Here is a 16,756-nt window from a genome sequence, read left to right as displayed (position 1 = left end):
TGTCAGTCCTCCTCTTCGAGGAAAATGGTTTCGATCGGCATGTCGAACACGCGCGATATCTTGAAGGCAAGGCCCAGCGAGGGGTCGTGCTTGCCCGTCTCGATCGCGTTGACCGCCTGCCGCGACACATCGAGCCGCCCGGCGAGCTCCGCCTGGCTCCAGTCGCGTTCGGCGCGCAAAACTTTGAGACGGTTCTTCACAAGCTGCTCCTCAGCCACTTGAGGTGGAAGCCTACGAAGAAGGCGATGAGGGCGATCGGGCCGACGAACTCGGGGCTGATCATCTGGTCGCGGGCCGATCTGGTCACCCCGTCGACAAACCCTTCGAGGAAGGGGGCGAAGGCGAAGGTGGCAACCACCGCCACGAAGGCGAAGCCGGTGCCGCTGTTCCACAGCTGCTCGATATATTCGTCGCGAAACCGCCGCAGCAAAAGCATCACCAGGCTGACCAGCAATACGCCGACACTCAGCCCGGCCACGAAGTCGGGCCAGTCGAGAATCTGCGAAACCACCATCAGGATGGTCGCGACAAAACCCATCGACGCGGCGGTGAGATACAGGCGTGTGCGCTTGTCCCGGTTCATGCGGCGCTCTCGGCGAACATGGCGATCTTTGCTGCGATGTTGCCCGCACCATATCCGGCGAGCACGATGAAGGCGGTGGCGGCGATGCGCTTCCACAGGGGATGCCGCAGTGTAATCTGGGTGTCGGTCATCTCGGAAATTCTCCTTGCCAGCTCGGAACTGAAGACCTGAATGTCGAAGAAAAGGGGCGGAGCCGACCTTGGGGTGCCGACTCCGCCCGGACGGCTTCACGCATCCGGATCGACGGGCAGGCCGGCCAGGTGAGCGCCGCGTGCATCGGCCAGAGCCAGTGCGACCTGCGACTGCACCGCGCTGCGGACATCCGCCGCGCAGGCCTGCATTTCGAGGCGTGCGGCAACACCGCGCTGGCCGCTGCGGCAGACATTGCGCACCGCGCTGTCGATCCGCGCATCGAGCATGTCTCGCCCGGCCTCAGTCGACAGGTCGAAATTGCCGGCATCGATTTCGATCGAGCGGGTGTGCGCCGATGCGTTCACGGGGACGAGGGCGGCGGCGAACAGGACGGCGGTCAGGATACGGGTCTTCATCAGTTCATTCCTTTTTGGATATTGGGTCCAATGGTCATGCCAACCTTCCGGTATGTCAGGTTGTGCTAACTATATGGATCGATTCGCCGGCCTTGTCAACATGACCTGACATTAAGACCGATATTCCTGACACGTGAGGCGGGAAAATGGTTCTATGTCTCTGTATTTGCTGGGAACATTTTCCTGCAAACTCTCGACTATCCATTGCGATGGCGGTGCGCGTGTCGCGCACGCTCTTGCGAATCTTTCACCGTTCCCGCCGTTGACGCTGTCGCGCGGCTTCGCCATGGCCGCTCGCACCATGAGCCGGTCCCCTCAGTCCAGTTTCCAAGACATGATCCTTGCGCTTCACGATTTCTGGAGCGCGCAGGGGTGTGTCATCCTGCAACCCTACGACATGCGCATGGGTGCAGGCACGTTCCACACCGCGACGACGCTGCGTGCGCTGGGGCCGGAGCCCTGGAATGCCGCCTTCGTGCAGCCGTGCCGCCGGCCGACCGATGGCCGCTATGGCGAAAACCCGAACCGCCTGCAGCACTACTACCAGTATCAGGTGATACTGAAGCCGAGCCCGCCCGACATCCAGAACCTCTATCTGGAATCGCTGCGGGTGATCGGGATCGATCCGCTCAAGCACGATATCCGCTTCGTGGAGGACGACTGGGAATCGCCCACGCTGGGCGCCTGGGGCCTGGGCTGGGAAGTCTGGTGCGACGGGATGGAGGTGACGCAGTTCACCTATTTCCAGCAGATGGGCGGGTTCGACTGCAAGCCGGTCGCGGGCGAGCTGACCTACGGGCTCGAACGGCTCGCGATGTATATCCAGGGCGTCGACAATGTGTACGACCTCCAGTTCAACGATCGCGGCGTATCCTACGGCGACGTGTTTCTCGAAAACGAGAAGCAGATGTCAAAATGGAACTTTGAGGTCGCCGAAACCGACGCGCTGTTCGACCTCTTCGCCAAGGCGGAGAAGGAGTGCGAGAACGCGCTCGCCAACAACGTCCCCATCGCCGCCTACGAACAGGCGATCGAGGCGAGCCACATCTTCAACCTGCTGCAGGCACGTGGCGTGATCTCCGTACAGGAACGCGCGAGCTACATGGGCCGCGTGCGCGATCTGGCGCGTGGCTCCTGTGAGAAATACGCCGAGCTGAAAGCGCCCGAATGGGCTGAGAAATACCCGGAGTGGTCGCTGTGACCGATTTCCTCCTCGAAATGCGCTCCGAAGAAATCCCTGCGCGGATGCAGGCGGGCGCGCGCGCCGAGCTCGAAAAGCTGTTCCGGCGCGAAATGGACGCGGCGGGCGTTTCCATGGGCGAGGTTACCGTCTGGTCGACCCCGCGCCGTCTCGCGCTGATCGCGCGCGGGCTGCCGACCGAAACGCAGGCCGTCAGCGAGGAAGCCAAGGGGCCGCCGGTGGGCGCGCCCGATCAGGCGGTCGACGGCTTCTGCCGCAAGAACAACGTGACCCGCGACCAGCTCGAGGTGCGCGACGTAAAGGGCCGCGAGACGTACTTCGCGGTGATCGACACGCCGGGCAGGGCGGTGCGCGACGTGCTGGCCGAGGCGATCCCGGCTATCATCCGCGATTTCGCCTGGCCCAAGTCGATGCGCTGGGGCGCGGCGTCGATCTCGACCGAAAGCATGCGCTGGGTGCGGCCGCTGTCCGGCATCGTCGCGCTGCTGGGCGACGAAGTTGTCGAGTGCGAGGTGCATGGCGTCACGAGCGGCGCGGTCACGCTGGGCCACCGCTTCCACCATTCGGGCGACATCACCATCGGCGATGCGGACGACTATGCAGTGAAGCTGCGCGCCGCACACGTGATCGTCGACCATCAGGAACGCGCCGCGCTGATCCGCGAAGGTGCGGCCAGGGTCGCGTCGGAGGCCGGGCTTAGCTTGGTCGAGGACGAGGGGCTGGTGGTCGAGAATGCGGGCCTGACCGAATGGCCGATCCCGCTGCTCGGCCGGTTCGAAGAGGATTTCCTCTCCGTCCCGCCCGAGACGATCCAGCTCACCGCGCGGGTCAACCAGAAGTATTTCGTGTGCGAGGACGCGCAAGGCACGCTCGCCAACGCCTTCATCTGCACCGCCAATATCGAGGCGGCGGACGGCGGGGCGGCCATCGTCGATGGCAACCGCAAGGTGCTCGCCGCGCGGCTGTCCGACGCGCGCTTCTTCTGGGAGGTCGACCAGAAGAAAACCCTCGCGCAGCATGCCGAGGGGCTCAAGCGGATCACTTTCCATGAGAAGCTGGGCACCGTCGCCGACAAGGTCGAACGGGTCGCCAAGCTGGCCCGCTGGCTGGTGGAATCCGATATCGTCACCCCGGCCTCTGCGGGGGTGACGAAAGAGGAACTGGCGCAGATGGCGGAAGACGCTGCCAAACTGTGCAAGGCCGACCTCGTCACCGAAATGGTCGGCGAATTCCCCGAGCTGCAGGGCCTGATGGGCGGCTACTACGCCGGCGCCGAGGGCCTCCCCGATGCCGTCGCCGACGCGATCCGCGATCACTACAAGCCGGTGGGGCAGGGCGACGAGGTGCCGACTGCTCCGGTGACGGTGGCGGTGAGTCTGGCGGATAAGCTGGATACGCTTTTCGCGTTTTTCATGATCCAAGAATACCCCACTGGATCGAAAGACCCATTCGCACTTCGAAGGGCTGCAAATGGCATTCTTTCACTCACGGTCGAAAACGGACTGCGTTTTGGCATCTGGGGTTGGTCGACCTTCTTGAAAGAGAATTCGAACTATCCGGAAGCCGCCGGTGTTCATCCGCGCAACTTGCTGCACCAGTTTCTTCAGGACCGCTTGAAGGTTCAACAGCGTGAGGCAGGTGTGCGCCATGATTTGATCGACGCGGTACGATCAGATGACGACAACGTTCGCCTGCTCGCCCGCGTCCACGCGCTCCAGAGCTTCATGGAAACCGAGGACGGCAAAAACCTACTCGCCGGGTACAAGCGCGCGGCGAACATCCTCAAGAAGGAAGACTGGCAGGGCGTCGACGATGCCCCGCATACCGGCGAGGAAGACCCGCTGGTGATGGTCGACGATCCGGACATGAAGGACGTCGTCGCCGCCCAGATGGCAGAGAAATCCGCTCACCCGTCTGGTAAATCGCTGTCCTACACGCCCGAACCGGCCGAGAAGGCGCTGATGGATGCGCTCGATACGGCAGGCCCGCAGGCGGCAACGGCAGTGCGGGAAGAACGGTTCGCGGATGCGATGTCCGCGCTTGCCTCGCTTCGCGCGCCGATTGACGATTTCTTTGAGAATGTGACGGTAAACGACGAGAATAAAACAAAACGTTCGGTGCGCCTTGGGCTGCTCGCGCGTTTCAGAGATGCGGTCCACCAAGTGGCGGACTTCGGAAAAATCGAGGGATAGAAATTTGCGCCTGGACAGTGTGTCAGGTGTGTCAGGGAATACCGGGGTACGATCGAAATGACGCAGACAGTCTACCACTTCGGCGGCAACGCAGACCACTCGGACGCGCGCCAGAAGGACAAGACCATCACCGGCGGCAAGGGTGCGAACCTTGCCGAAATGGCCAGCATCGGTCTGCCCGTGCCTCCGGGCTTTACGATCACGACCGAGGAGTGCCTGCGCTACCTCGATCGCGGCGGCGACTTCGCGCCCGAACTGCGGGACGCGGTTGCCAAGGGCGTTGGCCATGTCGAGCAGACGGTCGGCAAGACGCTCGGCGATGCGGCGGACCCGCTGCTCGTCTCGGTCCGCTCGGGCGCGGCGATCTCCATGCCCGGGATGATGGACACGGTCCTCAACCTCGGCCTCAATGACGAGACGGTGAAGGGCCTCGCCAAGACCAGCGGCGACGCGCGCTTCGCGTGGGACAGCTACCGCCGGTTCATCCAGATGTACTCGGACGTCGTGCTCGGCATCGATCACGGCCTGTTCGAGGAAGCGCTGGAGATCATGCGCGAGGACAATGGCTTCTACTCGGACACCGACATGGAAGCGCAGCATTGGGAAGCGCTGGTCGGCGAATACCTCAAGATCGTCGAGCGTGAGCAGGACGAGCCGTTCCCGCAGGATGTCGATACCCAGCTGTGGGGCGCGATCCGCGCGGTGTTCGAAAGCTGGGATAGCGAGCGGGCGAAGATCTACCGCCGCCTGAACGACATCCCGCACGATCTGGGCACGGCGGTGAACGTGCAGGCGATGGTGTTCGGCAACATGGGTGACGACAGCGCCACCGGCGTCGCCTTCACCCGCGATCCCTCGACCGGTGAGAAGTACTATTACGGCGAATGGCTGGTGAACGCGCAGGGTGAGGACGTGGTCGCGGGCATCCGCACGCCGCAATACCTCACCAAGGCGCGGCGCGAGGAAGCCGGGGCCGACAAGCCGAGCATGGAAGAAGCCATGCCCGAGGCCTATGCCGAGCTCGCCCGCGTGTTCGACCTGCTCGAAAAGCATTACAAGGACATGCAGGACATCGAGTTCACGGTGCAGCAGGGCCAGCTGTTCCTCCTCCAGACCCGCAATGGCAAGCGCACCGCCAAGGCCGCGCTGAAGATGGCGGTGGAGATGGAGGGCGAAGGCCTGATCGACCGCAAGACCGCGGTACTGCGGATCGACCCGATGGCGCTCGACCAGCTGCTCCACCCGACGCTCGACCCCGATGCTCCGCGCGACATTCTGGCGACCGGCCTCCCGGCCTCGCCCGGCGCGGCCAGCGGCAAGATCGCGCTGGATGCGGATACGGCCGAGCAATGGGCCAATCGCGGCGATGCGGTGATCCTGGTGCGGGTCGAAACCTCGCCTGAAGACATCCACGGCATGCACGCGGCCAAGGGCATCCTGACCGCACGCGGCGGGATGACCAGCCACGCCGCCGTGGTTGCACGCGGCATGGGCCGCCCCTGCGTCTCGGGCGCCAGCGGCGTCTCGATCGACCGCAAGGCGCGCACCGTGCGGATCGGCCAGGCCGAACTCGCGGAAGGCGATGTCATCACGCTCGATGGCGGTAACGGGCAGGTGATGCGTGGGCAGGTGCCCACGATCGAGCCCGAGCTAGCGGGCGACTTCGCGAAGGTCATGGAATGGGCCGACGAAGCGCGCCGGATGGGCGTGCGGACCAACGCCGAAACGCCCGAAGACTGCAAGACCGCGCGCAGCTTCGGCGCGGAAGGCATCGGCCTGTGCCGGACCGAGCACATGTTCTTCGACGCAGACCGGATCATGGCGGTGCGCGAGATGATCCTCGCCGAGCACGAAGAGGGCCGGCGCAAGGCGCTCGCCCGCCTGCTGCCCGAACAGCGCAGCGATTTCGAGGCGATCTTCGAAGTGATGGCGGGTCTGCCGTGCACGATCCGCCTGCTCGATCCGCCGCTGCACGAGTTCCTGCCCGCGGACGATGGCGACTTCGCCGATCTGGTCGAAGCGACCGGCATGGACGAGGAGCGCCTGAAGCGCCGGGTTGCGGAACTGCACGAGTTCAACCCGATGCTCGGCCATCGCGGTTGCCGCCTCGGGATCACCTATCCCGAAATCTACGAGATGCAGGCGCGCGCGATCTTCGAGGCCGTGTGCGCGGTGAAGGAGAAGAGCGGCGAGGCGCCGCTGCCCGAAGTGATGATCCCGCTGGTCGCCACCAAGCGCGAGCTGGAGATCCTGCGCGCACTGGTCGACCGGGTGGCCGAAGAGGTCTTCGCCGAAAAGGGCACGCGGGTCGAGTATCTGGTCGGCACGATGATCGAACTGCCGCGCGCCGCGCTGATGGCGGGCGAGATCGCGGAAGAGGCGCGCTTCTTCAGCTTCGGCACAAACGACCTGACGCAGACCACGCTGGGGCTCAGCCGCGACGATGCGGGCCGATTCCTCGGCTCTTACGTCGATCGCGGCATCTTCGCGCGCGATCCTTTCGTCAGCCTCGATGTGGATGGCGTGGGTCAGCTGGTCGAGCTGGCGGCCGAGCGCGGGCGCAAGACCGATCCCAAGCTCAAGCTGGGCATTTGCGGCGAGCATGGCGGCGATCCCGCCAGCATCGGGTTCTGCGAAGAGGTCGGGCTGGACTATGTCAGCGCCTCGCCCTTCCGCGTGCCGATCGCGCGGCTTGCGGCGGCGCAGGCTGCGTTGCGGAAAGCCTAGCTCCAGCCTGTAAGGGAGAGGATTTCGAAGGTCTCGGTGACCTTCCCGTCCTCTTCCCTGAGCGGTTCGAACCCCGCCTGAGCGCGTGCCCAGCTTGAGCTGGTGAAAGCGGGCGGGGCATCGGCGAGGATGCCGGTCAGCCCCTGATCGCGCAGGTCCGCGACCAGACGGCCTAACTCACGGTATCGGGCGCGGAGCACGCGGCTGTCGACCACCTGCTTGGCAAACCCGGCGCGGCTCATCAGGCCACTCGCGGCGGGGCGATCGATCTGCGGGTGGATGCGGGCGTAGGTCCGCGCTCCATCCGCGACCTGCACCACCTGCCGCAGCGCCGGGAGGGTGCCCGCGCCAAGACACTGGGCGATCATCATCCCGCCCGGCTCCAGCGCATGGCGCGCATGGACCAGCGCGCCCGGCAGGTCGTTGAGCGTGTCGAGCAGGCCGAGGTTGAGAACGTAACGATAGGTGCGGGGGAAGGGCTGTTCCTCGTCGAGCCGGTCAGGCCCCGCGCTCTCAGCCTCGAAGCCCCGCGCGCGCAGTTCCGGGGCGAGCTGCCCGGTGACGTCACCGATCACGAGGGCGGATCCGGGTTCGGCGCGGGTGAAGTCGAACCGCTCGAGCACATCCTCGATCATGTCGTCGAACACGAACCGCGCGGCATCCTCGACGCGCTGCCGGGCGAGAGCACGGTGGTAGCGGGTCCGTCTGCGGGCGGGGGAGAAGATGCGAGGGACGCTACGTTCGATGGGGCCTTCAGTCATCGCGCTTGCCTACATCGGGGCAGGGGAGCAGCATAGTCCGCGATGGCCAGCAATGTCGTGTCCTCCGCCTTCAGGCCGCTGGTCGATTTCGTCTATCCGCCACGCTGCCCGCTCTGCGGGGATGGAATCGCGGCAGGACCGGGATTGTGCGCCGCCTGCTGGGAAAGCTTCGAGTTTCCGGGAGAGCCTGCGTGCAGTGAGTGCCAGACGCCACTCTCGCAAGGTACGGCGGACAGCGTTTGCCGCCATTGCCTCGCGCACCCGCCCCAACACGCAGGGATCGACGCGGCGGCGCTCTATAACGAGCCTGCCCGGCAGCTGGTGTTGAGGTTCAAGCATGGCGGGCGGATCGGGCTTGCCGCGCTGATGGGGCGGCTGATGGCGAGCCGGCTTGCCGATGTGCCCGACGATTCGCTGCTGGTACCCGTGCCGCTTCACCGCATCCGGCTGTGGCAGCGCGGCTACAACCAGTCCGCGCTGCTCGCCCGTGCGATTGCGAAACATAGTGGCCATGCGGTGCTGGTCGATGCGTTGCAGCGGATTCGCGCGACGCCCAAGCTGGGCGGGCTGGGCAGGGCGAGGCGTGCCGAGGCTCTGCGCGGGGCGATCCGCGTGAGGCCGCGGTGCCGCGAAGACATTGAGGGTCGTCATGTCATCCTGGTCGACGACGTGCTCACCAGCGGTGCGACCAGCACTGCGTGCACCGCGGCCTTGCTGGAGGCGGGCGCAAAAAGTGTGAGAATCGCGTGCTTTGCCAGGGTGCCGGAAAACGAAACGCCCGGGACCGAAACGATCCCGGGCGCCGCGTGACGAATTTCCAAGTCTGCCCGGCCATTCCCCCGAAAGGCCGATCGGCAGACCAAAACCATCGTCTTCGCACCTCCGGAAAAACCCCCATCCGGAAAATGCATCCCCCTGAACCCGGCGCATCTGTGAGGCGCCTCGGCCTGAAGGGCGACCGTTCCCGGCCACAGAACGCATTCTTCCCAAAGCGACGGGCTCTTGCCAACGGTGCCGTTGTAAAAATGAAAGGATTCACCCCTCGGTGTGGTCGATTGGCAACAATCGGTCTAACCGGCTAGGCGACGGGAAACGAAAGGATAGCATGGCTCACACACATGATGCGGAGCGCGAGTCGGGCACGCAGTTCTTGCCGAAATTCGGCGCCGACGGGCTCCTAACAGGCGTGGTGGTGGATGCCGCGACCCGGGAAGTACTGATGGTCGCGCATCTCGATCGCGAAGCGCTCGACGCGACGCTGAAGACCGGGCTCGCGCACTTCCACTCCCGTTCGCGCGGCAAGCTCTGGTGCAAGGGGGAGACCAGCGGCAACGTGCTGCGGGTGCGCGAGATTCTGGTCGACTGCGATCAGGATGCGCTGGTGATCCACGCCGAGCCTGCGGGCCCGGCATGCCACACGGGCGCGCGCAGCTGCTTTTATCGCCGGCTGACGGACGGCCAACTCGAACCGGCCACGGATTGACCTTTACGTAAAGGGCATATATATTCCCGCCTATGACCCAAGCTGCTGCCAAAAGGCCCTATACCGGGGCCGGAGCCCATCTCGACCGGCCCGATGCGCAGGAGCGTGAGAGCTATTCGATCTCCGACCTTACTGCGGAGTTCGACTGCACCGCGCGCGCGCTGCGCTTCTACGAAGACGAAGGCCTTATAGCGCCGACCCGAAACGGGCTGACGCGGATCTATTCCAAGCGCGACCGCGCCCGGCTCGCCTGGATCATGCGGGCCAAGAACGTCGGTTTTAGCCTTGGCGAGATCAAGGAGATGATCGATCTCTACGATCTGGGCGACGGCCGGGTGGAGCAGCGAAGGGTCACCATCGAACGTTGCCGCGCCCACGTCGCCAAGCTGAAACAGCAGCGTGACGATATCGACTCATCGATCAGCGAGCTTTCCGAGTTTATCGCCCATATCGAGCAAATCGATCAGGACTGATCCCCAAATCCCCGCTTCAGAGGACCTTTGAATGCCCAGCTATACTGCCCCCACTCGCGATTTCCGCTTCATCATCAACGAGATGCTCGATCTCGAAAGCTACGGCAACCTGCCCGGCTTCGAGAACGCCACCACCGACATGGTCACCTCGATCATCGACGAGGCGGGCAAGTTCACCGCCGAAGTGCTGCAACCGCTCAACCAAGTCGGTGACCAAGAAGGGTGCACCCGTCACGAAGACGGTTCGGTCACCACGCCGACCGGGTTCAAGGAGGCATTCGACCAGTTCCGCGAGGCAGGCTGGGGCACGCTTTCCATGCCCGAGGAATTCGGCGGGCAGGGTCTGCCGCACTGCGTAGCCTTCGCGATGGAAGAAATGATCTCGTCCGCGAATCAGGCTTTCGGCATGTATCCCGGCCTCACCAACGGCGCGATTTCAGCGCTGATCGCCAAGGGCAGCCAGGAGCAGAAGGAAAAGTATCTGCCCAAGATGGTCAGCTGCGAATGGACCGGCACGATGAACCTGACCGAGCCGCATTGCGGCACCGATCTGGGCCTCATCCGCACCAAGGCCGAACCGCAGGCCGACGGCAGCTATTCGATCACCGGCACCAAGATCTTCATCTCCGCCGGCGAGCACGATATGGCGGAAAACATCATCCACCTCGTGCTGGCGAAGACGCCGGGGGCGCCCGATTCCTCGAAGGGCATCTCGCTGTTCGTGGTGCCCAAGTTCCTCGTCAACGACGATGGCTCGGTGGGCGATCGCAACGGCGTGATGTGCGGTTCGATCGAGCACAAGATGGGCATTCACGGCAACTCGACCTGCGTCATGAACTATGACGATGCGAAGGGCTGGATGGTCGGCGAGGAGAACAAGGGCCTCGCCGCGATGTTCATCATGATGAACGCCGCGCGCCTTGGCGTGGGCATCCAGGGCCTCAGCCAGGCCGAAGTCTCCTACCAGAACGCCGTGACCTACGCGCTCGACCGCCGTCAGGGCCGTGCGCTGACCGGCCCGGCAGAGCCGGACGAGAAGGCCGATCCGATCTTCGTTCACCCCGACGTGCGCCGGATGCTGATGGACGCCAAGGCCTTCAACGAAGGCATGCGCGCCTTCGCGCTGTGGACCGCGCTGCAGCAGGACCTGAGCCACGCACTGCAGGACGAGGACGAGCGCCAGCTGGCGGACGACCTCGTCGGCCTGATGACCCCGGTCATCAAGGGCTACGGCACCGACAAGGGCTATGACGTCGCGAACAACATGCAGCAGGTCTATGGCGGTCACGGCTACATCGCCGAGTGGGGCATGGAGCAGTTCGTGCGCGATGCCCGCATCGCGATGATCTACGAAGGCACCAACGGCATTCAGGCAATGGACCTCGCCGGGCGCAAGCTCGCGATGCACGGCGGCCGCGCGGTGCAGGCGTTCTTCAAGCTGGTCGACGACGAAGTCGCTTCGGCCAAGGGCGAAGAAGGCATGGCCGAACTGGCCGAGGCACTTGAGAAGGCGGTCGGCGAACAGAAGGCTGCGACCATGTGGTTCATGCAGAACGCAATGCAGAACCCCAACCACCTGGGCGCGGGCGCGCATCACTACATGCACATCATGGGCATCGCCTGCCTGATGCTGATGTGGGTCAAGATGGCCCGCGTCGCCAAGGCCAAGCTAGCCGAGGGCAGCGACGATAAGGCGTTCTACGAAGCCAAGATCGCCACCGCCCGCTACTTCGCCGACCGCTTCGTGCCCGATGCCGGTGCGCTGCGCCGCAAGATCGAAAGCGGCAGCGAATCGATGATGGCGCTGGGCGAAGAGGCCTTCGCGACCGCCTCCTGATCGCCCGAGTCGCAGCGTCACGCTGGAACCTAGTTGATGAAGTACAGACGCGGGGTGCCCTCACCATAGGGCATCCCGCGTTTGACGTTATATTTTGAGGTTCAAAGAGCCGGTGCGAAGCTAGCAGCGGCGGGGTGAGTAGGAAAATCGGGTGTTTGCGAGCCTGGGCATTCGCTGGAAAGACCTCGATATCTTCGCTGTCTCAATCTTGCGGATCGAGAACCTCGTCGAACAGGCCGAGCATTGCTGCCCAGCTTTGCCGGTCCGCGCTCGCATCATAGGCCGGGTTGGGCGCGCCATCGCGCGTGCGCGGGTTGGTGAAGCCGTGTTCGACACCCGCGTAGCTGTGGAAATGCCAGTCGGCACCGACGCGGTCCATTTCCTCCCAGAAATCGATCACTTGGCTGCGCGGGACCAGCGTGTCGGCATCGCCATGGCACACGAGGATGCGCGGGTGGATCGGCTTTGTCGCCGGGAGCGCGGTTTCGAGCATGCCGTGGAAGCTCGCCACGGCGGCCAGATCCTGGCCGTCGCGCGCCATTTCCAGCACGGCGAACCCGCCGAGACAGAAGCCGATGGCCAGCTGCGGCAGATCGGGATGCCGTTCGCGCAGCAACCGGACCGTCGCCCTCAGTCGCTGGCGAGCGGCGACGGGATCGGCGCGCAAGCGGGTCATCGCGGCAAAGGCCTGCTGCATGTCGGCAGGCGCATCGGGTCCGTAGAAGTCGCCGATCAGGACGGCATAACCTTGCGCCGCCAGCGACCGGGCCTTGGCCTCGACCGCGGGCGTGCTGTTCATGAAGGTCGGGAAAATCGTCACCGCCGCCCGGGCGCCCCCCTGCGGATGCAGGGCGAGCCCGGTCAGCGGGGTGTCGCCGTCGGCATAGGCGATTTCCTCGAATGCGTTCACTCCGGAAGGAAGTCCGGGACCGAGAGATAGCGCTCGCCGGTATCGTAGTTGAAGCCGAGCACGCGCGAGCCTTCGGGCAGGTCGGGCAGCTTCTTCGCGATCGCGGCCAGCGTTGCGCCGCTGGAGATACCAACCAGCATGCCTTCCTCGCTCGCAGCGCGGCGGGCCATTTCCTTGGCGTCTTCGGGATCGACCTGGATCGCGCCGTCGATCGCCTGCGTGTGCAGGTTTTCCGGCACGAAGCCTGCGCCGATGCCCTGGATCGGGTGCGGGCCGGGCTCCCCGCCGCTGATGACGGGGGAGCCTGCGGGCTCGACCGCCCAGGCCTTCATCTCGGGCCAGTGGCGCTTCAGTTCTTCGGCGCAGCCGGTCAGGTGGCCGCCGGTGCCGACGCCCGTAATCATCGCATCGACCGGGCGATCGGTGAAATCGCCGAGGATTTCCTTGGCGGTGGTGCGCACGTGGACCTGCCAGTTGCTCTCGTTATCGAACTGGCTCGGCATCCAGGCGCTCGAGTCCTGCTCGACCAGTTCCTGCGCGCGGGCAATGGCGCCCTTCATGCCGCCTTCCTTAGGCGTCAGGTCGAAGGTCGCGCCGTAGGCGAGCATCAGGCGGCGGCGTTCGAGGCTCATGCTCTCGGGCATCACCAGCACCAGCTTGTAGCCCTTGACCGCGGCGACCATCGCGAGGCCGATGCCGGTGTTGCCGCTGGTCGGCTCGATGATCGTGCCGCCGGGCTTGAGCTTGCCGGATTTCTCCGCATCCTCGACCATGGCGAGCGCGATGCGGTCCTTGATCGAACCGCCGGGGTTCGCGCGTTCGCTCTTCACCCACACGTCATGGTCGGGGAACAGGCGCGAGAGGCGGATATGCGGCGTGTTGCCGATGGTCTGGAGGATCGAGTCGGCTTTCATGAAATCTTCTCCTGCAAAATCTCTTCAGGGGTTTCCTCTTCCAACGACGCAGGCGGGTCGAAGGTCCGGGTGTGTCGCAGGACGGGGAAAATCCGGCTCCACATCGCGACCGTCACGATCGCGCCGACCCCGCCGAAGATCACCGCGCCCGCTGGGCCGATGACGCTGGCGAGGAAACCGGAGAACGCATCGCCGCCTTCGTTCGAGGCGCTTATCGTCAGCAGGCTGGCGGAAGAGACGCGGCCGCGCTTCTCGTCGGGCGTGTGCAGCTGGATCAGCGACTGGCGGATGTAGACGCTGAACATGTCCGCCGCGCCCACGATCACCAGCATCGCGAGGCTCAGCGGCATGAAGCGCGAGAAGCCGAAGACGATGGTGGCAACGCCGAACGCGGCCACCGCCCACAGCATCTTGGGGCCAACATTGGTCTTCAAGGGGCGAAAGCTGAACCACAGCGCGGTCACCGCCGCGCCGATCGCGGGGGCGGCGGCAAGCTGGGCAAGGCCGGTCTCCCCCACCTTCAGGATGTCATACGCGAAGGGCGGGAACAGCGCGGTCGCGCCCGCCAGGAACACCGCCATAAGGTCCAGCGTGATCGCGCCGAGCACCATCTTGTTATGGATGACATAGCGCCAGCCATCGACGATCTGGCCGATCGGATGCTGCGCGCCGTTGATCGGTGAGCGCGGCACCTTGCCGATGGTGCTGATGGAGATGATCGCGATCAGGAACAGGCCGCTGGCGATGGCATAGGGCAGGGCAGGGGCCGCGTCATAGGCATAGCCGCCCACCGCCGGGCCGACGATCATCCCGGTCTGCCACGCGATCGAAGATAACGCGATCGCGTTGGGCAGGATCGCCTTGGGGACGAGGTTCGGTGCCAATGCGGACAGGGCAGGGCCGTTGAACGCGCGCACGACGCCCAGCAGCACCGCAACCGAGAACAGCGCAGTCAGGTCGATATGGCCGGTATAGGTGGTCCACGCGAGATAGGCCGCGCCCAGGAACTGGAGGCCGATGGTGAGCCGCGACACAGTCTTGCGGTTGAAGCGGTCCGCCGCGAGGCCGGAGAAGGGCGAGAGTACGAACAGCGGCAGGAACTGCAGCAGCCCGATCAGCGCGAGCTGGCCCGACGCCTCGAACGCGTTGAGGCCGTTGCCGCGCGCGATGGTGTAGGTCTGCCACCCGATGATCAGCATCATCGCGTACTGGCCCACGATCATCGAGAATCGGGCGAGCAGGTAGGCGCGGAAATTATGGATCCGCAGCGGGGTGGAATCTGGTTTTTCGGTAGCCGTCACACAGGCGCCATGGCAGGCGCGCGGGTGCTACAAAAGCAAATTCTGGGATCGGGCCTTGAAGCCTGGCTTTCCGCCAGATCGGCCTAGCGGCGGCGGCGCAGGCGCGGGTTGGGCTGCAACTCGTCGATTAGCAGCAGGAAATCGTCCACCCGGATCAGCCGTTCGAACTGGAACCCGGCGCGATTTTCCTTGGTCCAGATCAGATAGGCCTCGATCCGGCCGATCACCGGGAAGCTCACGATCACGCGGTCGCCGCGCGCGCCATCGCTGGCGTTGTCGATCATGAAGCCGGTGGCGGACACGTTGCTGATGTGGAACGGCACGTCGCCGCGACCGAAATAGTCCGCGATCACATCGTAATCGACCGGATGACGGATCGCCGCCCGCTGGTCAGGTACACTCAGATGCGATGCCACTTGCGTATTCCTCTCACGGCTCTGACGGGGATGTCCAAGGCCCCGACTTATCCGACCCAAAGGCTGATTTTGGGTTAAGCACCCTTGTCCTAATTCGGGACAAAAGGATGCGTTCCGAAAGACTTACGCAGAGCCTAGCGCAGCAGGATCGCGTGCTTCTTGCGCCCCAGCGACAGACGGCGCTGTTCGCCCTGCGCGACGGTCAGCACCATGGCGGAGTCGCTCAAAACCTCGTCGTCGAGCCGCACCGCGCCCTCTGCGATCTTGCGCTTGGCTTCCTTGTTGGAAGCGGTGAAGCCCAGCGCGCTGAGCGCGGCGGGCAGGCCCATGCCGTCGCCGACCGAAAGCGTGGGCAGGTCGCCGCCCGCGCCCCCGGCGAAGGTCTCGCGCGCAGTCGCCTCCGCCGCTGCCGCTGCATCCTCGCCGCGCACCAAAGCGGTCACCGCATTGGCGAGGGCGACCTTGGCGTCGTTGATCTCCGCGCCCTCGAGCCGTTCGAGCCGTTCGATCTCGTCCAGCGGGATATCCGTGAACAGGCGCAGGAAGCGGCCCACGTCGCGGTCGTCGGTATTGCGCCAGAATTGCCAGAAATCGTAGGCGGGCAGCATGTCTTCGTTGAGCCAGACCGCACCGCTCGCGGTCTTGCCCATTTTCTTGCCGTCCGCGGTCGTCAGCAGCGGGGTGGTGAAGCCGAAGAGTTCGCCTCCGCCGGTGCGCCGCGTCAGCTCGATTCCGTTGACGATATTGCCCCACTGATCGCTGCCGCCCATCTGCAAACGGCAGCCATAGCGCTCCGCCAGTTCGCGGAAATCGTAGGCCTGCAGGATCATGTAGTTGAATTCGAGGAAGGTCAGCGGCTGCTCGCGGTCGAGCCGCATCTTGACCGAATCGAAGGTCAGCATGCGATTGACCGTGAAGTGCGGGCCGACATCGCGCAGCAGATCGAGATAGCCGAGGCCGCTGAGCCATTCGTCGTTGTTGACCATCACCGCATCGGTAGGACCGTCGCCGAAGGTCAGGATGCGTTCGAAGACCTTGCGAATGCTCGCAATATTGGCCGCGATCACCTCTTCGGTCATCAGCTGGCGGCTCTCGTCGCGGCCCGAAGGATCACCGATCTTGCCGGTGCCGCCACCCATCACGACGATCGGCTTGTGCCCTGTCTGCTGCAACCGGCGCAGCAGCATGATCTGGACCAGCGATCCGACATGCAGGCTCGACGCGGTCGGATCGAAACCGACATATCCTGGGACAATCTGCTCGGAAGCAAGCAAATCAAGTCTTTCCGCATCGGTGATTTGATGCGTATAGTGCCGCTGGTCGAGCACGTTCAGAAGTTCGGATCGATAGGTGGGCACTGGTTCCTCCGGGGGGAATGACCGGGCCCGCTAGCATGGGGGGTCGAAAATG

Annotated in this window: 17 protein-coding genes; 7 read left to right on the top strand and 10 right to left on the bottom strand. The window is 64.6% G+C overall.

What is annotated here, in order from left to right:
- Nucleotides 1-2 precede the first annotated feature (2 nt).
- The 4 genes from VO57_010050 to VO57_010035 all read right to left on the bottom strand — a co-directional run bounded on the left by VO57_010050 (nucleotide 3) and on the right by VO57_010035 (nucleotide 1,131).
- Nucleotides 3-200, bottom strand: coding sequence for a helix-turn-helix transcriptional regulator (locus tag VO57_010050; protein XBL68481.1), 198 nt, complete (start codon nucleotides 198-200; stop codon nucleotides 3-5).
- A complete protein-coding gene (locus VO57_010045; GenBank protein ID XBL68480.1) occupies nucleotides 197-583 on the bottom strand; it encodes a hypothetical protein in 387 nt (128 codons plus the stop codon). The genes VO57_010050 and VO57_010045 overlap by 4 nt, the downstream gene beginning before the upstream one ends.
- Nucleotides 580-714, bottom strand: a complete 135-nt coding sequence (locus tag VO57_010040; GenBank protein ID XBL68479.1) for a hypothetical protein — start codon at nucleotides 712-714, stop codon at nucleotides 580-582. Before VO57_010040 ends, VO57_010045 begins: the two co-directional genes overlap by 4 nt.
- Nucleotides 715-810: 96 nt before the next feature.
- The gene (locus tag VO57_010035; protein XBL68478.1) at nucleotides 811-1,131 is read right to left on the bottom strand and encodes a UrcA family protein; all 321 of its coding nucleotides are present in this window, start codon (nucleotides 1,129-1,131) and stop codon (nucleotides 811-813) included.
- 301 nt (nucleotides 1,132-1,432) lie between these two features.
- Between VO57_010035 and VO57_010030 the strand changes: the two genes are divergently transcribed.
- The 3 genes from VO57_010030 to ppdK are packed head-to-tail and all read left to right on the top strand — an operon-like array spanning nucleotide 1,433 to nucleotide 7,251.
- Nucleotides 1,433-2,332: a glycine--tRNA ligase subunit alpha gene (locus tag VO57_010030; protein ID XBL68477.1), complete on the top strand. Its 900-nt coding sequence runs from the start codon at nucleotides 1,433-1,435 to the stop codon at nucleotides 2,330-2,332.
- Nucleotides 2,329-4,524: a glycine--tRNA ligase subunit beta gene (gene glyS / locus VO57_010025; protein XBL68476.1), complete on the top strand. Its 2,196-nt coding sequence runs from the start codon at nucleotides 2,329-2,331 to the stop codon at nucleotides 4,522-4,524. Before VO57_010030 ends, glyS begins: the two co-directional genes overlap by 4 nt.
- A 57-nt stretch (nucleotides 4,525-4,581) precedes the next feature.
- Nucleotides 4,582-7,251: a pyruvate, phosphate dikinase gene (gene ppdK, locus VO57_010020; GenBank protein ID XBL68475.1), complete on the top strand. Its 2,670-nt coding sequence runs from the start codon at nucleotides 4,582-4,584 to the stop codon at nucleotides 7,249-7,251.
- Here ppdK and VO57_010015 read toward each other — a convergent pair.
- Nucleotides 7,248-8,012, bottom strand: a complete 765-nt coding sequence (locus VO57_010015) for a methyltransferase domain-containing protein (protein ID XBL68474.1) — start codon at nucleotides 8,010-8,012, stop codon at nucleotides 7,248-7,250. The two genes, ppdK and VO57_010015, sit on opposite strands and share 4 nt — an antisense overlap.
- A gap of 42 nt (nucleotides 8,013-8,054) precedes the next feature.
- Here VO57_010015 and VO57_010010 point away from each other — a divergent pair, with 42 nt between their 5' ends.
- From VO57_010010 to VO57_009995, 4 genes are all read left to right on the top strand, one after another.
- The gene (locus tag VO57_010010) at nucleotides 8,055-8,822 is read left to right on the top strand and encodes a ComF family protein (protein XBL68473.1); all 768 of its coding nucleotides are present in this window, start codon (nucleotides 8,055-8,057) and stop codon (nucleotides 8,820-8,822) included.
- A 295-nt stretch (nucleotides 8,823-9,117) separates the two neighbouring features.
- On the top strand, nucleotides 9,118-9,495 hold the full coding sequence (gene hisI / locus VO57_010005) for a phosphoribosyl-AMP cyclohydrolase (protein XBL68472.1): 378 nt from the start codon (nucleotides 9,118-9,120) through the stop codon (nucleotides 9,493-9,495).
- A gap of 32 nt (nucleotides 9,496-9,527) precedes the next feature.
- Entirely contained in the window at nucleotides 9,528-9,968 is a 441-nt protein-coding gene (locus VO57_010000) for a MerR family DNA-binding transcriptional regulator (protein ID XBL68471.1), read from the top strand.
- Between the two features lie 31 nt (nucleotides 9,969-9,999).
- Nucleotides 10,000-11,805 carry an acyl-CoA dehydrogenase C-terminal domain-containing protein gene (locus VO57_009995; GenBank protein XBL68470.1) on the top strand — a complete coding sequence of 602 codons (1,806 nt, stop codon included), beginning with the start codon at nucleotides 10,000-10,002 and terminating at the stop codon, nucleotides 11,803-11,805.
- Nucleotides 11,806-12,007: 202 nt separating this feature from the next.
- On the opposite strand, the gene VO57_009990 is transcribed toward VO57_009995, so the two are convergent.
- The 5 genes from VO57_009990 to tyrS form a co-directional block, all read right to left on the bottom strand.
- Nucleotides 12,008-12,715, bottom strand: a complete 708-nt coding sequence (locus tag VO57_009990) for a dienelactone hydrolase family protein (protein ID XBL68469.1) — start codon at nucleotides 12,713-12,715, stop codon at nucleotides 12,008-12,010.
- Nucleotides 12,712-13,629, bottom strand: a complete 918-nt coding sequence (gene cysK, locus VO57_009985; protein XBL68468.1) for a cysteine synthase A — start codon at nucleotides 13,627-13,629, stop codon at nucleotides 12,712-12,714. The genes VO57_009990 and cysK overlap by 4 nt, the downstream gene beginning before the upstream one ends.
- Nucleotides 13,626-14,930: an MFS transporter gene (locus tag VO57_009980; GenBank protein XBL68467.1), complete on the bottom strand. Its 1,305-nt coding sequence runs from the start codon at nucleotides 14,928-14,930 to the stop codon at nucleotides 13,626-13,628. The genes cysK and VO57_009980 overlap by 4 nt, the downstream gene beginning before the upstream one ends.
- Nucleotides 14,931-15,013: 83 nt before the next feature.
- Nucleotides 15,014-15,346: a PilZ domain-containing protein gene (locus VO57_009975; protein XBL68466.1), complete on the bottom strand. Its 333-nt coding sequence runs from the start codon at nucleotides 15,344-15,346 to the stop codon at nucleotides 15,014-15,016.
- A 134-nt stretch (nucleotides 15,347-15,480) separates the two neighbouring features.
- A complete protein-coding gene (tyrS, locus tag VO57_009970; protein ID XBL68465.1) occupies nucleotides 15,481-16,704 on the bottom strand; it encodes a tyrosine--tRNA ligase in 1,224 nt (407 codons plus the stop codon).
- Between the last annotated feature and the right edge of the window lie 52 nt (nucleotides 16,705-16,756).

It is taken from the genome of Citromicrobium bathyomarinum (assembly GCA_001306305.2).
Classification (GTDB): domain Bacteria; phylum Pseudomonadota; class Alphaproteobacteria; order Sphingomonadales; family Sphingomonadaceae; genus Alteriqipengyuania; species Alteriqipengyuania bathyomarina.
The sequence above is the reverse complement of the archived record's forward strand: the minus strand, read 5'-3'. Positions and strand labels throughout refer to the sequence as shown.

Coding starts and splice junctions, on each gene's coding strand:
- VO57_010030 (XBL68477.1), top strand. CDS start 1,433: ATGAGCCGGTCCCCTCAGTCCAGTTTCCAAGACATGATCCTTGCGCTT.
- VO57_010000 (XBL68471.1), top strand. CDS start 9,528: ATGACCCAAGCTGCTGCCAAAAGGCCCTATACCGGGGCCGGAGCCCAT.
- ppdK (XBL68475.1), top strand. CDS start 4,582: ATGACGCAGACAGTCTACCACTTCGGCGGCAACGCAGACCACTCGGAC.
- VO57_010010 (XBL68473.1), top strand. CDS start 8,055: ATGGCCAGCAATGTCGTGTCCTCCGCCTTCAGGCCGCTGGTCGATTTC.
- VO57_010035 (XBL68478.1), bottom strand. CDS start 1,131: ATGAAGACCCGTATCCTGACCGCCGTCCTGTTCGCCGCCGCCCTCGTC.
- VO57_010040 (XBL68479.1), bottom strand. CDS start 714: ATGACCGACACCCAGATTACACTGCGGCATCCCCTGTGGAAGCGCATC.
- hisI (XBL68472.1), top strand. CDS start 9,118: ATGGCTCACACACATGATGCGGAGCGCGAGTCGGGCACGCAGTTCTTG.
- cysK (XBL68468.1), bottom strand. CDS start 13,629: ATGAAAGCCGACTCGATCCTCCAGACCATCGGCAACACGCCGCATATC.
- VO57_010015 (XBL68474.1), bottom strand. CDS start 8,012: ATGACTGAAGGCCCCATCGAACGTAGCGTCCCTCGCATCTTCTCCCCC.
- VO57_010045 (XBL68480.1), bottom strand. CDS start 583: ATGAACCGGGACAAGCGCACACGCCTGTATCTCACCGCCGCGTCGATG.
- VO57_009995 (XBL68470.1), top strand. CDS start 10,000: ATGCCCAGCTATACTGCCCCCACTCGCGATTTCCGCTTCATCATCAAC.